Genomic DNA, 16,141 nt, shown 5'->3' with positions numbered 1-16,141 from the left:
ATGGCCGTGCTCTACGACTCCACGGTGGCACATGTCCGGCGCGCCGATCCGCCGATCTCGTTCGCCCACCGGATCTACCTGTGGTTCGTCGACCTCGATGTGCCGCCGAAGCTGCCGTGGTGGCTGCGTCCCTTCGCCCGCTTCGACTCGCGAGACCACTTCGCGCCCGAGGACACCTCCAGCATCCGGTCCAAATTGGACCGCTGGCTCGCCGCGCGCGGCGTGGACCTCCGCGGCGGCCGGGTGCTGATGCTGGCCGGCGCGCGGATGCTCGGGCACAACTTCAACCCGATCACCCTGTACTGGTGCCACCGGCCCGACGGTGGGCTCGAATGCGTCGTCGCCGAGGTCCACAACACCTACGGGGGCAGGCACGCGTACCTCCTTCGCCCCGACGCGGACGGGAACGCCTTCGCGGACAAGGAGTTCTATGTCTCGCCGTTCCAGTCGATGGACGGCGAGTACCGGATGGCGGTACCCAGGCCGGAGTCCCTGCTTTCCGTCAAGATCGCCCTCCACCAGGACGGGAAGACACCGCTGACCGCGTCGCTGCGCGGCGTGCGACGCCCCGCCACCGCCAGGTGGCTGGCGCACATGCTGATCACCCGTCCGCTCATGCCGCACCGGGTCTCCGCGCTGATCCGGCGGCACGGGGTCAAACTGTGGTTGAAGAAGGCGCCGATCACCCAGCGGACGCCGCAGACGGCCGGAGGCAGGCTTGATGGATGAATCGGCACGCCCGCGCCGGATGGCGCCCGTCCCCGGTGACGGTGAACCGGCCGGTCCGACGGCCGAGGACCTGCTCGTCCGGGTCGCGAAAGGGGACGAGCGGGCCTTCGACGCCTTGTACGACCGTCTCGCCGGTCCGGTCCTCGGCCTGGTGCGCCGGATCCTCCGTGACGCCGCGCAGTCCGAAGAGGTCACGCAGGAGGTCATGGTGGAGCTGTGGCGCACGGCCACGCGCTACTCCCCGGAGCGGGGGAGCGCGCTGAACTGGGCCATGACGCTCGCGCACCGCCGTGCCGTCGACCGCGTCCGCTCGGCACGGGCCAGTTCGGATCGCGAGGTCAAGGCGACCTTCGAGGCCGCCCGCGCGCGGCCCTTCGACGAGGTGGCCGAGGCCGTCGCGGCCCGCTGGGAGCGTTCGCAGGTTCGCCGCTGCCTGACCACCCTCACCGAGCTGCAACGGGAATCCGTCCTGCTCGCCTACTACCAGGGCTACACCTATCGCGAGGTCTCCGAGGTGCTGCAGACGCCGCACGGGACCATCAAGACCCGTCTCCGGGACGGCCTGATCAGGCTCCGGGACTGTTTGGGGGTGACGGCATGACCATGCCCGAAATGCACACGCTCACCGGGGCCTACGCCGTCGACGCGCTGTCCGAAGTGGAGCGTGCCCAGTTCCAGCGGCATCTCGCCGAGTGCGCTTCGTGCGCGCAAGAGGTCCTCGAACTGCAGATGACCGCGACCCGGCTCGGCGCGGCGCTGGCCGAGGACCCGCCGCCCGAGCTCAAACGCCGCGTCCTCGCCGAGGCGATGGCGACCAGGCAACAGCCGCCGAAGACGCGCTTCGAGGCGGGGGAGCGCGTCAAGGACCGCCGTCGCACCCCGCGCTGGGCGATCGCCGCGGTCGCGGCGGCCGTCGTCGGGCTCGCGGGCACCGCCGTGTTCGGCGGGATCGCCTACGACAACCACTCGCAGCTGACGGCCGCGCGGGAGCGGGCGGCGGAGTACGCGGACCGGTACGCCCCGGTCGCCGACGTCCTTTCGGCCGCCGACCTCCGGACAGGGCACGCCGAAACCTCGGCGGGCGGTGGCGGCACCGTGATGATGTCGCGCGCGAAGGACCGCCTGGTGTTCATGGCGGCGCAGCTGCCGGCGAACGAACCGGGCCGGATCTACCAGGCCTGGTTCATGTACCCGGGTGCCGCGCCCAAACCCGCCGGGCTCATTCCCGGTGGTCAGGACGGTGCGCTGCTGGTCTCGGACGGGCTGGGCGGGGCCGAGAAGTTCGCGCTCAGCGTCGAACAGGCGGGCGGATCACCGACCGGGACGCCGTCGAAGGACGTCGTCATGGTCATGTCCATGCCCTCCTGATCTTCGCCTTTACCAGGCCGCCGTTCGCCGCCGCGACCGGGTCTCGCTCTTGCGCCCGCGAACATGTTGTGGCAAAACACCTTTGCGACACACGGCGTGGCTACTGGATTCGAGCCAGCCTGGTGCATACCGTCCTGCTTCAACGTCGGCAGTTGACATAACTCTCAATCTGAACTTCAGCTCGAGGGTTCGGCACAGGCTCAGCGACCGGCGCGCAGCACGGGCACACACGATCAGGAAGGCGGCCCCGATGACGCCCCCGCACAACTACCTTGCGGTGATCAAGGTCGTCGGTATCGGCGGCGGCGGCGTGAACGCCGTGAACCGCATGATCGAGGTCGGCCTCAAGGGTGTCGAGTTCATCGCGGTGAACACCGACGCGCAGGCACTGCTCATGTCCGACGCCGACGTCAAGCTCGACATCGGCCGGGAACTGACCCGCGGCCTCGGTGCCGGCGCCGCCCCCGAGGTGGGGCAGAAGGCCGCCGAGGACCACCGCGAAGAGATCGAAGAGGTCATCAAGGGCGCCGACATGGTGTTCGTGACCGCGGGCGAGGGCGGTGGCACCGGCACCGGTGGCGCGCCGGTCGTCGCCCAGATCGCCCGCAAGCTCGGCGCGCTGACCATCGGCGTCGTCACCCGCCCGTTCACCTTCGAGGGCAAGCGCCGCAGCAAGCAGGCCGAAGAGGGCATCCAGCAGCTGCGCAACGAATGCGACACGCTCATCGTGATCCCGAACGACCGGCTGCTGCAGCTGGGCGACATCGGCGTCTCGCTGATGGACGCCTTCCGCTCGGCGGACGAGGTGCTGCTTTCGGGTGTCCAGGGCATCACCGACCTGATCACCACGCCGGGTCTGATCAACCTGGACTTCGCCGACGTCAAGAGCGTCATGTCCGGCGCGGGCTCCGCGCTGATGGGCATCGGCTCGGCGCGCGGCGAGGGCCGGGCGATCCAGGCGGCGGAGAAGGCGATCAACTCGCCGCTGCTGGAAGCGTCGATGGACGGGGCGCACGGCGCGCTGCTGTCGATCGCGGGCGGATCGGACCTCGGCCTGTTCGAGATCAACGAGGCCGCGTCGCTGGTGCAGGAGTCCGCGCACCCCGACGCCAACATCATCTTCGGGACGATCATCGACGACTCGCTCGGCGACGAGGTCCGGGTCACCGTGATCGCGGCCGGTTTCGACGCCGGCACCCCGACCCACAAGAAGCTCGACCCGCCGGCGTTCGGCTCCCGCACGAGCTCGACCGCGTCCGCACAGGCGGGCCAGGTCAACGGCGGCGGGGCGACCCCGGTGCAGAGCCCGCCTTCGGGCGCCACGCCGGTGCCGTCGACCGGTTCGAACGGCTACCCGGTGGCGCCGACGCGCACGCACACGCAGATGCCGTCCGGCCGTAACGAGGGCAACGGTTCGCTGAGCGGCGGGCTCCCGCAGCCCGGCGGCGGTTCGCGCGGCTACTCGCCGATCGGGTCGAACACGAACCACGGCAGCCTGCCCGGCCGCGCCACCCCGGTGCACGACGACCCGTCGGACGACGAGGTCGACGTGCCGCCGTTCATGCGCCGGTAGTTCGCCAGTACGTTCCGTGAAGGCCTCCTTGACTACAGTCGAGGGGGCCTTCACTCAGGTCTAGGAGGAAAAGCGTGCGGGTACGGCGGGTCGTCACGACAAGGGCGGGCGGGGCTTCCCGTCCGCCTTACGACACCTTCAACCTCGGTGATCACGTCGGTGACGACGCGGGCGACGTCTACGCCAACCGCAAACGTCTCGCCACCGAACTCGGCCTCACCGAGGACAGGCTGGCTTGGATGGAGCAGGTCCACGGCCGTACCGCGACCGTCGTCGACGGCTCGGAGACCTCCGCCGCCGAAGCGACCGACGCGCTCGTGACCGCCGAGCCCGGCCTCGCGCTCGTGGTGCTCGTCGCCGACTGCGTTCCGCTTCTGCTGGCCGACGCCGAAGCCGGTGTCGTCGCCGCCGTCCACGCGGGCCGCGTCGGCGCTAGGGTCGGTGTCGTCCCCGCCGCGATCGAGGCGATGCGTTCGGTCGGCGCCGAGCCGGCCCGCACCGAAGCCCTGCTCGGTCCCGCGATCTGCGGCGACTGCTACGAAGTCCCGGCCGACATGGCCGCCGACGTCGAGAAGCACGTGCCGGGCAGTGCCTGCAAAACCCGCAAGGGCACGCCTGGGCTCGACCTGCGCGCCGGGCTCTGGCGGCAGCTGGCCGACCTCGGCGTCGGCAAGATCGGCGTCGATCCGCGCTGTACCAACGAAGACAAGACCCTCTTCAGCTTCCGTCGCGACGGCACCACCGGGCGGATCGCGGGGATCACGTGGCTGGACGCGTCGTGAACGACGCACGAAAGGCGGAACTCGCCGCCTCTCTTGCCGAAGTGGAAAAGCGGATCGCCGCCGCGTGCGAGGCCGCCGGCCGGGCCCGCGACGAGGTCAAACTGCTCGCGGTCACCAAGACCTTCCCGGCGCTCGACGCCGCGCTGCTCGCCGACCTCGGCGCGCTCGACCTCGCCGAGAACCGCGATCAAGAAGCGGGCGCGAAGGCCGAAGAGGTCGCCGCTCTCCGGCCCGACGCCCGGATCCGCTGGCATATGGTCGGCAGCCTGCAGCGGAACAAGGCCAAATCGGTCGTGCGCTGGGCGGACGAGGTGCAGTCGGTCGACTCCGAACGGCTCGCCGACGCGCTCGCGAAGGCGACCAGGTCGGCGCTCGATTCGGGGCAACGTGATCACCCGTTGGACGTCCTCATTCAAGTAAGTCTCGATGACGATCCGAAGCGCGGGGGCATTCGGTTGAGCGAAGTGAGCCATTTGGCGGAGCGGATAGCCCAAGTGGGTGATATTCGCCTCCGGGGGCTCATGGCGGTCGCGCCGCTGGGTACTGATCCTGCGGAGGCGTTCGGGAAACTCGCCCGTGCGTCGGAGCGTCTACGGGAAGAACACCCAAATGCCCGTGAGATCTCCGCCGGAATGAGCAATGATCTCGAGCAGGCGATCGCGCACGGCTCGACCTGTGTGCGTGTCGGAACCGCGTTGCTCGGTGGACGCGGTTTAGCCTCGCCTTAGGGAATACCGTCTCGTCGTTACGGGGAGTGGCGGCGAGGGCGGGGGAGCACGGTGCGGGACGCGGCTAAGGCTAGGGAGAGGCATGAGCGCGCTGCAGAAGCTGAAGGCCTACTTCGGGATGGTGCCCGCGGACGAAGACGGCTATGACGTCGAGGATGACTACCGGCGAGGCTATGCCTCGAAGGACTACGCCGACGACGAGTACGACTACGACGACGAGCCGCCGGCCCGGTCACGGGGTGGACGTTACCGGGACGAAGTTGACACTTACGACGAGCCCGCACCCCGGCCTCGGTCACGCTCCGTGGCCAGTCCGGAGCCGGCCGTCCACGGAGCGCTGGCGATCGACCGTCAGCCGGAGCCGGTCGCGCGGCTGCGGCCGGTCACCGAGCCGGTCCGTCCGGCGGTGCGTGACCCGTTGAGCCGGATCACGACGCTGCACCCGACGAGCTACGCGGAAGCGCGGGCGATCGGGGAGCACTACCGGGAGGGCATCCCGGTGATCATGAACCTCACGGAGATGGAGAACGCGGACGCGAAGCGTCTCGTCGACTTCGCCGCGGGGCTCGCTTTCGCGTTGCGCGGATCGATGGACAAGGTCACCAACAAGGTGTTCCTTCTCTCACCGCCCGATGTGGATGTCACCGCGGAGGACCGTCGGCGGATTGCCGAAGGCGGATTGTTCCTGCGCGGCTGATCACCCGGTGACCGCTGAGCGCAGCCGGATGTGATTTTGTCGACTCATCGGCATCCGCGGCCCGTCAACTGCGTCTTTTGACGCGAGGCATGGCAGAGTGGTTACGTGAATGCTGTGTTGCTGGTCGTCTGGTACGTGCTGTTCGCCTTCTGGCTCCTGCTGACGGCACGGATCGTCGTCGAGCTCGTGCGTGCTTTCGCTCGCGAGTGGCGTCCTGCCGGAGGGGTTGCGGTAACGCTCGAGACCATCTACACAGTGACCGACCCACCGGTTCGTCTGTTCAGACGAATCATCCCGACCGTACGAATCGGCGGCGTCGGACTGGACTTATCGATTATGGTGCTGCTGTTGGTTGTGTTCTTCGCGATGCAGCTGGCAACGCCAGGGTGATTTTCGGGGAAGCCCCGGTGGACCTGCAGGCCATGGAGTGCGTGAGGTGATCTGATGTCGTTGACCCCCGCTGACGTGCATAACGTCGCGTTCAGCAAGCCGCCCATTGGCAAAAGGGGCTACAACGAGGACGAGGTGGACGCGTTCCTCGACCTGGTGGAGACCGAGCTTGCCCGGTTGATCGAGGACAACAACGAGCTGCGGCAGCAGGTCGAGCAGCTCGACAACGAGCTCGAGACCACCCGTGGTGAGCTCGAGAACGCCAAGGCCGGCGCCGTCGGCCCGCCGCCGCAGGTACGCGACGAGCCGTCGCGCCGCCTGGCGCCGGTGCCGCCGCCGCAGTCGGCGATGGAGCAGACCCAGGCCCACTCGATGGTGCCGGACAACGGGGAGCCCAACGTCCAGGCCGCGAAGGTGCTCGGGCTGGCGCAGGAAATGGCCGACCGGCTCACCGCCGAGGCCAAGACCGAGTCGGACGGCATGCTCGCCGAGGCCCGGACCAAGTCCGAGCAGCTGCTGTCGGACGCGCGGTCCAAGTCGGACTCGATGGTGAACGAGGCGCGCACGCGTGCCGAGACGATGCTGAACGACGCGCGAACCCGTGCCGAGACCTTGGAGCGCCAGGCGCGCGACAAGGCGACGACCATGGAGCGCGAGGCTCAGCGCAAGTACACCGAGACCATGAACAACATGAACGCGGAGAAGGGCTCGCTGGGCAAGAAGATCGAAGAGCTGCGCACGATCGAGCGGGAGTACCGCACGAGGCTGCGTGGATTCCTCGAGTCCCAGCTGCGTGAGCTCGACGACCGCGGTTCGGCCGCTCCCGCCTCGGCGTCCTCGTCGAACTCGGGGCAGTCGTCGTCCTCCGGTAGCGGACAGGGCTACTCGTTCGGCCCCCGGGCCGAAGCGGGCTGATCTGGTTCTACCAGTGGAACGGCCTCGGCACTCTCCGGAGGGTCGGGGCCGTTTCGCTGTGAGCTCGTGTTGTAATTCACCGTGCTCTTCATCGTCCTGGTACTGGTACTGGCGGCTCTGGGGCTGCTCGTCGCGGCGCTCATCACCGCGAACTCCCTGTGGGCCTGGATCTCCATCGGCCTCTCCGTCGTCGCGGGGTTGCTGCTCCTCTTCGACCTGCTGCGTCGCAGGAAGAAGCGCGCGGCCGACGCCCCCGCTGAAGAAGCGGCGGAAGACCCGGCCGAAGACGACGAGCCCGCCGAGGGTGAGGAAAAGAAACCCGAGGACGTCGAGCAGACCGTCTTGATGCCCGCCGCGGGTGAACTCGGCGACGCGGAAGACACCCCGGAGCCTCAGCAAAGCGGCGACCCCGGCGAGGAGAAGAGCGACCCCGCGGATGTGGCGGTCGTCTCCGAACTCGAAGTCGAGGTCGTCGTCGTCGACGAGTACCCGCGCTATCACGTGACTTCGTGCGAGTGGCTCGAAACCCGGGACACCATCCCGCTCGGCATCGGTGAGGCACGGCAACTCGGGTTCACCCCGTGCGCGCTGTGCACGCCCGACGCCGAGATCGCCGGGAAGCACCGCGAGAAGGCTTAAAGCTCCTGCGCCGCTTCGCCGACCGCCACGACGTCGGCGGCGATCGTGTCGAGTACCAGACGTTGCTCCTCGTCCGCGTCGCGCGGCACGGGGATCTCCGCGGTGCCTTCGGTGCCGAGCGTGCGCGCCGCCTCATCCACGGCGTTCGCCGCTTCGGCCGATCCAGGCCGCAGCAGGAGCGACGATGCCGTGACGGACAAGCCGCGCAAGGCTTCGGCCGCCCTCTCCAGCGCGTCCCGTTGACCGGGCGCGGGTTCCTTGGTGCCCGGCTCGGCCGCGAGCAGACCGTGGTGGGCGATGGTGGCGGCGCGGAATTCGCGGCCTAGCGTCCGCGGGCCGACGTCCTCGCCGCGGAGTTTCCGCGCCACCGAGCCGAGCAGCTCCCGGGTGGCGCCGACGGCGTTCTCGAACCGTTCCGCCGGACCGGGTTTCGGCACCCCGGGGATCGCGGCGAAACCGAACAGCAGCGCGATGGCGCCGGCGAGGACCATCAGAAGCAGATACTCGACGAGTACGTAGCGTGGGTCGAGATGTCTGGTGGTCGCGTTCATGCCGACCGACATCAGGACCATGCAGCCGTTGAACACCGCCGGTCGCGTCTGCATGAACGAGAACCCGCCGAGCAGTGCGACGAGCCCGATCGGTAGCAGAAACCCTTGCGGCAGAAGCCAAAGAACGAGAGTGAGCACGACGGCGCCGCCGAGTGAGCCGCCGATCCGCTGCCAGGCCTTGCCGAGGCTGTCCCGCCATTCCGGCTGCAGGATGGCGAAGGTGGCGAGCAGGAACGACACGGTGAGCGGGTCGCCGGGCCGGAAACTCGCGACCACCAGCGCCAGTCCGACGCCGAGCCCGCAGCGGAGCGCGTGCCGGAACTGCGCCGACTGCCACGAGAACGCGCCGCCCAGCTCGATCCGGCGCAACTCCTTGCGGAGTCCCTTCGGGACGTCCACACGCGACTCGTCGCGTTCGGTCGCCGCGGTCCGGATGGTGTCGAGTGCCTCCCAGAGCGCGGTGACGAGGTTCGCCGTGGCGCCGGGCAGGCCGCCGGGCTCCCTGCGCCGCACCGGCTCGACGTCGTCCGGCGCGGTGGGGCTCCGGACGGCTTCGGCCAGCCTGGCGGCTTCCTCATTGGCGGCGTCGAGCGTCTCGCCGATTTCTTCGCTGTCGAGCCGTTTCCCGCGGATCTCCAGCAGCCCGGTGGCCGCGCGATACCGGAACAGGCCGCCGAGGACCCCGCCGGTCCAGCGACGGGGCCGGTCCGCGAGCCAAAGCCTCGCCGCGCGCTCCTGGGTTTCGGAAGTACCCGTCGAGAGCGCGTCGGCCAGCGCGTCCCGGGTCGGCTTGGCGGGATCCTTCGCGCCCATCAGCACCCGCAACAGGATCACGACTCCCACCGCGAGCGCGGGCGCGCCCAGGATCTGCCCCGCCGACGCCGCCCCCGTCAGCTGGAAGCCGTACCCGAACAGCGATGCCATCCCGAGCCCCAGCCCGACCGTGACGAACCGCGGCCCGAGCACGGGCAACAGACCCGCGACGATCGCGATCGCCACCAACAGCCCGATCGCCGCCCACTGCGACACCGCGCCCAGCAACCGCGGCACCCCGACCGCGAGGATCAGCGCGGGCGCGAACCACGCCAGCAACCGCAGATCCGCCCAGAGCGGCCCGCCGACCGCCGCGATGAGACAGAACAGCGCGGTGAGGGCGGCCAGGACGGCCGCGTTGCCCAGTCCCAGCAGGAACCCGAGCCCGCTGACGCCGCCGAGGACGACCAGCAGGACGACGAGGAGTCCGGGCCCTTTCATCGGGGCTCGCAGATCGGCATACCCGTCAACCTAGAGGCGATGGCGGGGACGGCAACTCGGACCCCGGGGAGTGCTTTGTCCTCGGTCGCGGTTCGGTTTGCCTCGGGTGCTGCCGGGGATAGCTGATCCGGTGCTGCGATGTGGTCGCAATTAGTCGGCTGATTGCGACCGTGTCGGCTTTCTGGTGATGGGCAAGGAATCCGGTGCGTGTCTTTACCTGGCCCATGTCAGGATTTCCTTCGCTCCACTTTTCCGCAGACAATCGGGAGCGATATAGTCTGAATGTGCTATAGCACAGGTGTTCGACCCGGCGTAGCGTTGATCTTGTGTCCAGCGACGAGGCCTCTCCGAAGACGTCCACCGAGTGGTGGCGCGTCGACACGGCGACGCTGCATGCCCGTAAACAGGAACTCGAAATCCAGAAGCGCCGGTTGGATGCCGAGCAGAACGCGATCCTCGCGGAAATCAACTCCCGTGGGGTGCGTGGCCGTAGTGGTCATTCGACGTTGGCGGGGTTGATTGTCGAGGATTTCCTGGTGTCGGACAAGGAAGCCAGCGCCCGCGCCGACCGCGTCCTCGCCCTGCACCCTGGTCCGTCGATCGGCGGAGACCCCGAACCACCCCTGGCACCGCTCACAGCCGACGCCGCCGCTGAGGGCGCGATCGGCGGCGGCCAGATCGACGCCATCATCAAAACCCTCGCCCGCATCCCGTCCGCCGTCCCCGAAGAGGATGTGCGGGCCGGGGAGAAGATCCTGGTCGAGTTGGCCCGTCATGCTGGGCCTCGGCAGATCGCCCGTGCCGGACGGCGCCTGCTCGACGAGCTCGACCCCGATGGCAAGGAACCCCGCAACGAGGATCCGAAAGAGACCCGGCCGGAGTTGCGGTTCGTGAAGCACCGCGACGGCACCCTCGGCCTCAAAGCCAGACTCGACCTGGAAACCTACGCCCGCCTCAAATCCGACCTGGATCCGATGGCGAAGCCGCACAAGGCCATCGACGGGGTCCGGGATCCCCGTAGCCAGGATGAACGTTACGGGGATGCCTTCACCGACTATGTCCGCTTGAAGACCACCAGCCGGAACCTTCCCGGCCAGGCGGGGGAAGCGACGCACATCCTCGTCACCATGTCCTACGAGGACCTGATGAGCGATCTCGGTGAAGCCCACCTGGATCTGGTCGGGCCGATCAGTGCCACCGACGCGAGGATCCTTGCCTGCGACGCCCGCGTCAGACCCGGCGTCCTCGGCACCGCGGGCGAACCGCTGGACATCGGCCGGTCGAAACGCACCGTGTCCCTGGCCCAGAAATACGCCCTCACCCTCCGCGACGGAGGCTGCGCCTTCCCAGGCTGTGACATGCCGGTGCCGCGGTGCACCGCTCATCACATCATTTTCTGGCGACATCACGGCGAAACGAAAATCGACAACCTCGTCCTCCTCTGCACGAAGCATCACCGGTTGATCCACCGCAGCGAATGGAAAGTCCAGATCGCCCAAGACGGCCTCCCCGAATTCACCCCACCCGCCTACCTCGACCCGACCGGGGCCCCGAGGCGCAACACGATGCACCTGAGGACATAGGCCGACCCCATCGCTCCACCGAAACCGAACCCACTGCCGAACTTGAGAGCTCCGGCCGCGATCGCCCCTGCCCATGGATGGAAAGTCCAGATCACGCGAGACGGTCTACCGGAACACCGAGATGCGACATCCTGTGCCTCAAGACACAGGCCGGCCACTCTTACCTGCACCGTGTAGTTCCCGAAGCCGAGACAACACGACCCTCAAACCAGCCGGAAAATAACCCCGCCGGGCTTTCGGACGACGAGGCGCTGGCGTTGCTGCACGCCAGACGGACCGGAAAACGACTGTATAACGACCTACACGCTCTCGCGTTCAGAAGCGGCGGATTTGCCGCGCCGTGCTCCACGGGGCACGTTCGACGGCGACAAGATCAGTGAAGGCGAGGACGGATTCGTCGAGCCGCTGGAAGGTCAGCCCGCCGTCGTGCCTTTCCTCCAGTTCACCGGCGACCAGAGCCAGCGGCCGTGTTCCGATCAGGAAATGCACCTCGGCCAGGAGGCATTGGTCGAGGAAAACCGCCACCTGCTCGACGGAACCGGCGGGCAACTCGGGAAAGGAGCGCCAACGATAGATCCCGTCCCATCGTCCGTCGTCGGACGACTTGTCCGACGGGTGGCCGCCGAGGCTGAAGCCGTCGTCGCCTTGATAGGTGCCGATCTCGACCGCGCTGCCGTCGTCCAGCCAAGCCTGAAGCCAGTACAGCTGAACGCATGGGACTTCGGGATCGGCGAACTGCGGGCCGGTTCCCGCCGGGTCCTCCCGCAGTGCCATCTCCACGCCGACCCACCGGTCGATTCGTCTGCCACGAAGTGCCTTGAAGTTCCGAGCCTGCACCGCCAGCCACTCGTCTCGCCCCATGCTCGCAGTATGGCCGGAAAGTGTCGGTCCCTCGCGGGACACTGCCGCCGTGACGATCACTCGGACTCGATCCTGGGTCGAATCCCTCGGCGGCCCGCTCGTCGTCGTGCCCGTTTCCGCTTTGGCGGACTGGAAAGGAAGCCTGGAAGGAGGCGAGGACGACTACGACCGCGCCTGCGCGGTGAACGCGCTCGCGGGCACGCTCCCCATCGGGGGACGACGGGCCTGGTCCTCGGCGACGAACCCGCCGCCACTTGTTATCTCCCGGAGCACCGTGCGTTCCTCCGGTGGCTCGCCGCCGACTCCGAGGACGAGTTGCTCGCCGAGGCCGAGCGGCTCCTCGCCGACCCCGCGACGCCGTGGGAGGACTGCGGCCACTGGGAGACCGACGGTCCCGCGATCCTCATGGACTCGGTGACGGCGGGCACCGAGCTGGGCATCGCATATCCCGCCGGCGGGAAGCCGCAGGAGGAGTACGTCGACATCGAGAGGGGAGTTTCGCGGTCCGGGCCGTCCACGCCCGGGGCGTCGGCCTGGTCCGGATGACCGGGTGAGAAGCCGGTTGCGCCCGCGCGCTACCCTTGACTGAACTGGCACCGATCCGGCCATCACCGGGGAGCCTCCGGAAGAACAGGGCCCGCGCCCTCAGTAGAACCGGACGGGTACGGCCCGTCACAGCCGTCGAATGAGCGGCCCAGCCGGAACACCGACCGGCCGGGCAAGCGGGGTGGTACCGCGGAACGCGCCGGAAACGGCCGTCTCGTCCCCGTGTGGGTGGAAACCCGTACGAGAGACGAACCGCGAGGAGCACCGAAGATGTATCCCAAGGCACAGGTGGACGGCGAGACCGGCGTCCCGTCCCAGCCTTCGTTCCCCGAGTCGGAGAAGCGCGTCCTCGCGTACTGGGAAGCCGATCGGACCTTCCAGGCTTCGATCGACGCCCGCGACCCCGGCGTCCACGGTTCGAACGAGTACGTCTTCTACGACGGCCCGCCGTTCGCCAACGGGCTCCCGCACTACGGGCACCTCCTCACCGGGTACGTGAAGGACCTGGTGCCGCGCTACCAGACCATGAAGGGCAAGCGCGTCGAGCGCCGCTTCGGCTGGGACACCCACGGCCTGCCCGCCGAACTCGAAGCCATGCGCCAGCTCGGGATCACCGAGAAATCCGAGATCGACGCGATGGGCATCGACGTCTTCAACGAGGCCTGTCGCGAGTCCGTGCTGCGCTACACCGGCGAATGGCAGGACTACGTCACCCGTCAGGCCCGCTGGGTCGACTTCGACAACGACTACAAGACGCTCGACCTGTCCTACATGGAGTCGGTCATCTGGGCGTTCAAGCAGCTGTGGGACAAGGGCCTGGTCTACGAGGGCTACCGCGTGCTGCCCTACTGCTGGCGCGACGAGACCCCGCTGTCCAACCACGAGCTGCGCATGGACGACGACGTCTACGCCAGCCGCCAGGACCCGGCCGTCACGGTCGGTTTCCGCTTGGAGGGCAACGACAACGAGCTCGACGGCACCTATCTGCTGATCTGGACCACGACCCCGTGGACGCTGCCGTCCAACCTCGCGACCGCGGTGCACCCGGACGTGCGGTACGTCGTGGTGGAAAGCGACGGCAAGCGGTTCCTGCTCGCCGAGGCCCGCGTCGCCGCGTACGCCCGCGAGCTCGGCGAGGAGCCGACCGTCGTCGGGCACTACACCGGCACCGAACTGCTCGGAACCCGTTACGCCCCACCGTTCCCGTACTTCGCCGGACACGAGAACGCGCACCGCGTGCTGTCCGCGGACTACGTCACCACCGAGGACGGCACCGGTGTCGTCCACATCGCGCCCGCCTACGGTGAAGAAGACAAGGTCGTCACCGACGCCGCGGGCATCGTCCCGGTCACCCCGGTGGACGCGCAGGGCAAGTTCGACGCGACCGTCTCGGATTACGAGGGCCAGCAGGTCTTCGACGCCAACCCGAACATCATCAAGGACCTCAAGAACGGCACCGGTTCCGCCGGCCGTCAGGGTGCGGTGCTGCTGCGCCACGAGACCTACGAGCACCCGTACCCGCACTGCTGGCGCTGCCGGAACCCGCTGATCTACCGCGCCGTCTCGTCGTGGTTCGTCGCGGTGACCGAGTTCAAGGACCGGATGGTCGAGCTGAACCAGCAGATCACCTGGTACCCGGAGAACGTCAAGGACGGCCAGTTCGGCAAATGGCTGGAGAACGCCCGCGACTGGTCGGTCTCCCGCAACCGGTACTTCGGCACGCCGATCCCGGTGTGGCAGTCGGACGACCCGGCGTACCCGCGCACGGACGTCTACGGCTCGCTCGACGAGATCGAGCGCGACTTCGGCGTGCGGCTGGAGAACCTGCACCGGCCGTTCATCGACGAACTGACCCGGCCCAACCCGGACGACCCGACCGGGAAGTCCACCATGCGCCGGATCGAGGACGTGCTCGACGTCTGGTTCGACTCGGGTTCGATGCCGTACGCGCAGGTGCACTACCCGTTCGAGAACACCGAGTGGTTCGAGCACCACTACCCGGGCGACTTCATCGTCGAGTACATCGGTCAGACCCGCGGCTGGTTCTACGTCCTGCACGTGCTGGCGACCGCGCTGTTCGACCGGCCGGCGTTCCGCACCTGCATCTCGCACGGGATCGTGCTCGGCTCGGACGGCCAGAAGATGTCCAAGTCGCTGCGCAACTACCCGGACGTCAACGAGGTCTTCGACCGCGACGGCTCCGACGCGATGCGCTGGTATCTGATGGCGAGCCCGATCCTGCGCGGCGGGAACCTGGTCGTCACCGACAAGGGCATCCGCGACGCCGTCCGCCAGGCCGTGCTGCCGCTGTGGAACTCGTACTACTTCCTCGCGCTCTACGCGAACGCCGAGGGCGTGGAAGGCCAGTGGCGCACGGATTCGAAGCACATCCTCGACCGGTACGTGCTGGCGAAGACGCACGAACTGGTGACCGACGTCGAGCACGCGCTCGACACCTACGACGTCGCCGGTGCTTGCTCGACCGTGCGTGACTTCCTCGAGGTGCTGACGAACTGGTACGTGCGCCGGTCGCGCGACCGGTTCTGGGCGGGCGAGCAGGACGCGATCGACACCCTGCACACCGTGCTGGAGGTGACGTCGCGGGTGGTGGCGCCGCTGCTGCCGCTGACCACGGAGGTCGTCTGGCGCGGGCTGACCGGCGGCCGTTCGGTGCACTTGACCGACTGGCCGAACGCGCTCGACCTGCCCGCCGACGCGGCGCTGGTGACGGCGATGGACCGGGTGCGCCAGGTGGCGTCTTCGGCGCTTTCGCTGCGGAAGTCCAACAAGCTGCGGGTGCGGCTGCCGCTGGCCAAGCTGGTCGTGGCCGCGCACGAGGCCGACTCGCTGCGCGACTTCACCGACATCCTGCGCGACGAGGTCAACGTCAAATCCGTCGAGCTGACCACGGACGTCGCCGCGCACGGCGGTTTCGAGGTCGCGGTGAACGCCCGTGCGGCCGGGCCGCGGCTGGGCAAGGATGTCCAGACGGTGATCAAGGCCGTCAAGGCCGGTGAGTGGACGACGTCGGAGAGCGGCGCCGTCGTGGCGGCCGGGATCGAGCTCGTCGAAGGCGAGTACGACCGGCGCCTGGTCGCCAAGGGCGGCGGCGCGGCCGCGGAACTGCCGGGTGGTGCCGGGCTGGTGCTGCTCGACACCGACGTGACCGACGAGCTGGCGGCCGAGGGCCTGGCCCGCGACCTGGTCCGGGTCGTGCAGCAGGCCCGCCGCGACGCCGGGCTCGACGTCGCCGACCGCATCGCGCTGACGGTCGACGCGCCGGAAGACGTGGTCACGGCCGCGAAGACGCACGAGGAGTTCATCGCTTCGGAGACGTTGGCGACGTCGGTGGCGTACGGCGACGTCGCCGACGGCTCGGCCGGGACGGTCGGTGAAGGCACGAAGGTGACCGTGGCGGTCACCAAGGCCTGACCCTCGCGAGTGCCATGGAAGGTCCTTTCCTTGCAAATTTGCAAGGAAAGGACCTTCCATGGCGTCTGGGCCGGGTGTCGATCACCGGGATCA

The 16,141-nt window shown here is 68.5% G+C and carries 14 protein-coding genes and 1 pseudogene; 13 read left to right on the top strand and 2 right to left on the bottom strand.

The genetic code is table 11. The features are described 5' to 3' along the window. The 10 genes from MJQ72_RS27325 (at nt 1) to MJQ72_RS27280 (ending at nt 7,821) form a co-directional block, all read left to right on the top strand. Entirely contained in the window at nt 1-729 is a 729-nt protein-coding gene (locus MJQ72_RS27325; RefSeq protein WP_240601429.1) for a DUF1365 domain-containing protein, read from the top strand. Continuing rightward, complete coding sequence (gene sigK / locus MJQ72_RS27320; protein WP_125689216.1) at nt 722-1,330, top strand: ECF RNA polymerase sigma factor SigK; 609 nt, start codon at nt 722-724, stop codon at nt 1,328-1,330. Before MJQ72_RS27325 ends, sigK begins: the two co-directional genes overlap by 8 nt. Next, nucleotides 1,327-2,097 carry an anti-sigma factor domain-containing protein gene (locus MJQ72_RS27315; RefSeq protein ID WP_240593889.1) on the top strand — a complete coding sequence of 257 codons (771 nt, stop codon included), beginning with the start codon at nt 1,327-1,329 and terminating at the stop codon, nt 2,095-2,097. Before sigK ends, MJQ72_RS27315 begins: the two co-directional genes overlap by 4 nt. Nucleotides 2,098-2,347: 250 nt before the next feature. After that, on the top strand, nt 2,348-3,670 hold the full coding sequence (gene ftsZ, locus MJQ72_RS27310) for a cell division protein FtsZ (RefSeq protein WP_240593888.1): 1,323 nt from the start codon (nt 2,348-2,350) through the stop codon (nt 3,668-3,670). Between the two features lie 74 nt (nt 3,671-3,744). Then, nucleotides 3,745-4,452 (top strand): peptidoglycan editing factor PgeF, encoded by a 708-nt coding sequence (gene pgeF, locus MJQ72_RS27305; RefSeq protein ID WP_240593887.1) that lies wholly within the window; start codon nt 3,745-3,747, stop codon nt 4,450-4,452. After that, a complete protein-coding gene (locus MJQ72_RS27300) occupies nt 4,449-5,180 on the top strand; it encodes a YggS family pyridoxal phosphate-dependent enzyme (RefSeq protein ID WP_240593886.1) in 732 nt (243 codons plus the stop codon). Before pgeF ends, MJQ72_RS27300 begins: the two co-directional genes overlap by 4 nt. 82 nt (nt 5,181-5,262) lie before the next feature. Next, entirely contained in the window at nt 5,263-5,877 is a 615-nt protein-coding gene (locus MJQ72_RS27295; protein WP_240593885.1) for a cell division protein SepF, read from the top strand. Between the two features lie 114 nt (nt 5,878-5,991). Further along, the gene (locus tag MJQ72_RS27290) at nt 5,992-6,267 is read left to right on the top strand and encodes a YggT family protein (protein WP_005155180.1); all 276 of its coding nucleotides are present in this window, start codon (nt 5,992-5,994) and stop codon (nt 6,265-6,267) included. A gap of 54 nt (nt 6,268-6,321) precedes the next feature. Next, nucleotides 6,322-7,182 carry a DivIVA domain-containing protein gene (locus MJQ72_RS27285; RefSeq protein WP_037344910.1) on the top strand — a complete coding sequence of 287 codons (861 nt, stop codon included), beginning with the start codon at nt 6,322-6,324 and terminating at the stop codon, nt 7,180-7,182. Between the two features lie 81 nt (nt 7,183-7,263). Continuing rightward, nucleotides 7,264-7,821 carry a hypothetical protein gene (locus MJQ72_RS27280; RefSeq protein ID WP_240593884.1) on the top strand — a complete coding sequence of 186 codons (558 nt, stop codon included), beginning with the start codon at nt 7,264-7,266 and terminating at the stop codon, nt 7,819-7,821. Here MJQ72_RS27280 and MJQ72_RS27275 read toward each other — a convergent pair. Then, the gene (locus MJQ72_RS27275; protein WP_240593883.1) at nt 7,818-9,626 is read right to left on the bottom strand and encodes an FUSC family protein; all 1,809 of its coding nucleotides are present in this window, start codon (nt 9,624-9,626) and stop codon (nt 7,818-7,820) included. The two genes, MJQ72_RS27280 and MJQ72_RS27275, sit on opposite strands and share 4 nt — an antisense overlap. Before the next feature lie 326 nt (nt 9,627-9,952). Between MJQ72_RS27275 and MJQ72_RS27270 the strand changes: the two genes are divergently transcribed. Continuing rightward, the gene (locus MJQ72_RS27270; protein WP_240593881.1) at nt 9,953-11,209 is read left to right on the top strand and encodes an HNH endonuclease signature motif containing protein; all 1,257 of its coding nucleotides are present in this window, start codon (nt 9,953-9,955) and stop codon (nt 11,207-11,209) included. A gap of 315 nt (nt 11,210-11,524) precedes the next feature. Here the strand turns inward: MJQ72_RS27270 and MJQ72_RS27265 are convergent, their stop codons facing one another. Further along, nucleotides 11,525-12,070 carry a hypothetical protein gene (locus MJQ72_RS27265; protein WP_240593879.1) on the bottom strand — a complete coding sequence of 182 codons (546 nt, stop codon included), beginning with the start codon at nt 12,068-12,070 and terminating at the stop codon, nt 11,525-11,527. On the opposite strand from MJQ72_RS27265, the pseudogene MJQ72_RS45220 reads away from it, so the two are divergent. Both MJQ72_RS45220 and ileS read left to right on the top strand, forming a co-directional pair. Continuing rightward, a pseudogene (locus MJQ72_RS45220) lies at nt 12,069-12,616 on the top strand (Imm21 family immunity protein). The gene MJQ72_RS27265 and the pseudogene MJQ72_RS45220 sit on opposite strands and share 2 nt — an antisense overlap. 270 nt (nt 12,617-12,886) lie before the next feature. Continuing rightward, nucleotides 12,887-16,048 carry an isoleucine--tRNA ligase gene (ileS, locus tag MJQ72_RS27255; protein ID WP_240593877.1) on the top strand — a complete coding sequence of 1,054 codons (3,162 nt, stop codon included), beginning with the start codon at nt 12,887-12,889 and terminating at the stop codon, nt 16,046-16,048. Nucleotides 16,049-16,141 lie beyond the last annotated feature (93 nt).

The sequence above is a fragment of the Amycolatopsis sp. EV170708-02-1 genome (genome assembly GCF_022479115.1).
Classification (GTDB): Bacteria; Actinomycetota; Actinomycetes; order Mycobacteriales; family Pseudonocardiaceae; genus Amycolatopsis.
The sequence above is the reverse complement of the archived record's forward strand: the minus strand, read 5'-3'. Positions and strand labels throughout refer to the sequence as shown.

Coding starts and splice junctions, on each gene's coding strand:
- MJQ72_RS27325 (WP_240601429.1), top strand. CDS start 1: ATGGCCGTGCTCTACGACTCCACGGTGGCACATGTCCGGCGCGCCGAT.
- sigK (WP_125689216.1), top strand. CDS start 722: ATGGATGAATCGGCACGCCCGCGCCGGATGGCGCCCGTCCCCGGTGAC.
- MJQ72_RS27315 (WP_240593889.1), top strand. CDS start 1,327: ATGACCATGCCCGAAATGCACACGCTCACCGGGGCCTACGCCGTCGAC.
- ftsZ (WP_240593888.1), top strand. CDS start 2,348: ATGACGCCCCCGCACAACTACCTTGCGGTGATCAAGGTCGTCGGTATC.
- MJQ72_RS27295 (WP_240593885.1), top strand. CDS start 5,263: ATGAGCGCGCTGCAGAAGCTGAAGGCCTACTTCGGGATGGTGCCCGCG.
- MJQ72_RS27285 (WP_037344910.1), top strand. CDS start 6,322: ATGTCGTTGACCCCCGCTGACGTGCATAACGTCGCGTTCAGCAAGCCG.
- MJQ72_RS27275 (WP_240593883.1), bottom strand. CDS start 9,626: ATGAAAGGGCCCGGACTCCTCGTCGTCCTGCTGGTCGTCCTCGGCGGC.
- MJQ72_RS27265 (WP_240593879.1), bottom strand. CDS start 12,070: ATGGGGCGAGACGAGTGGCTGGCGGTGCAGGCTCGGAACTTCAAGGCA.
- ileS (WP_240593877.1), top strand. CDS start 12,887: ATGTATCCCAAGGCACAGGTGGACGGCGAGACCGGCGTCCCGTCCCAG.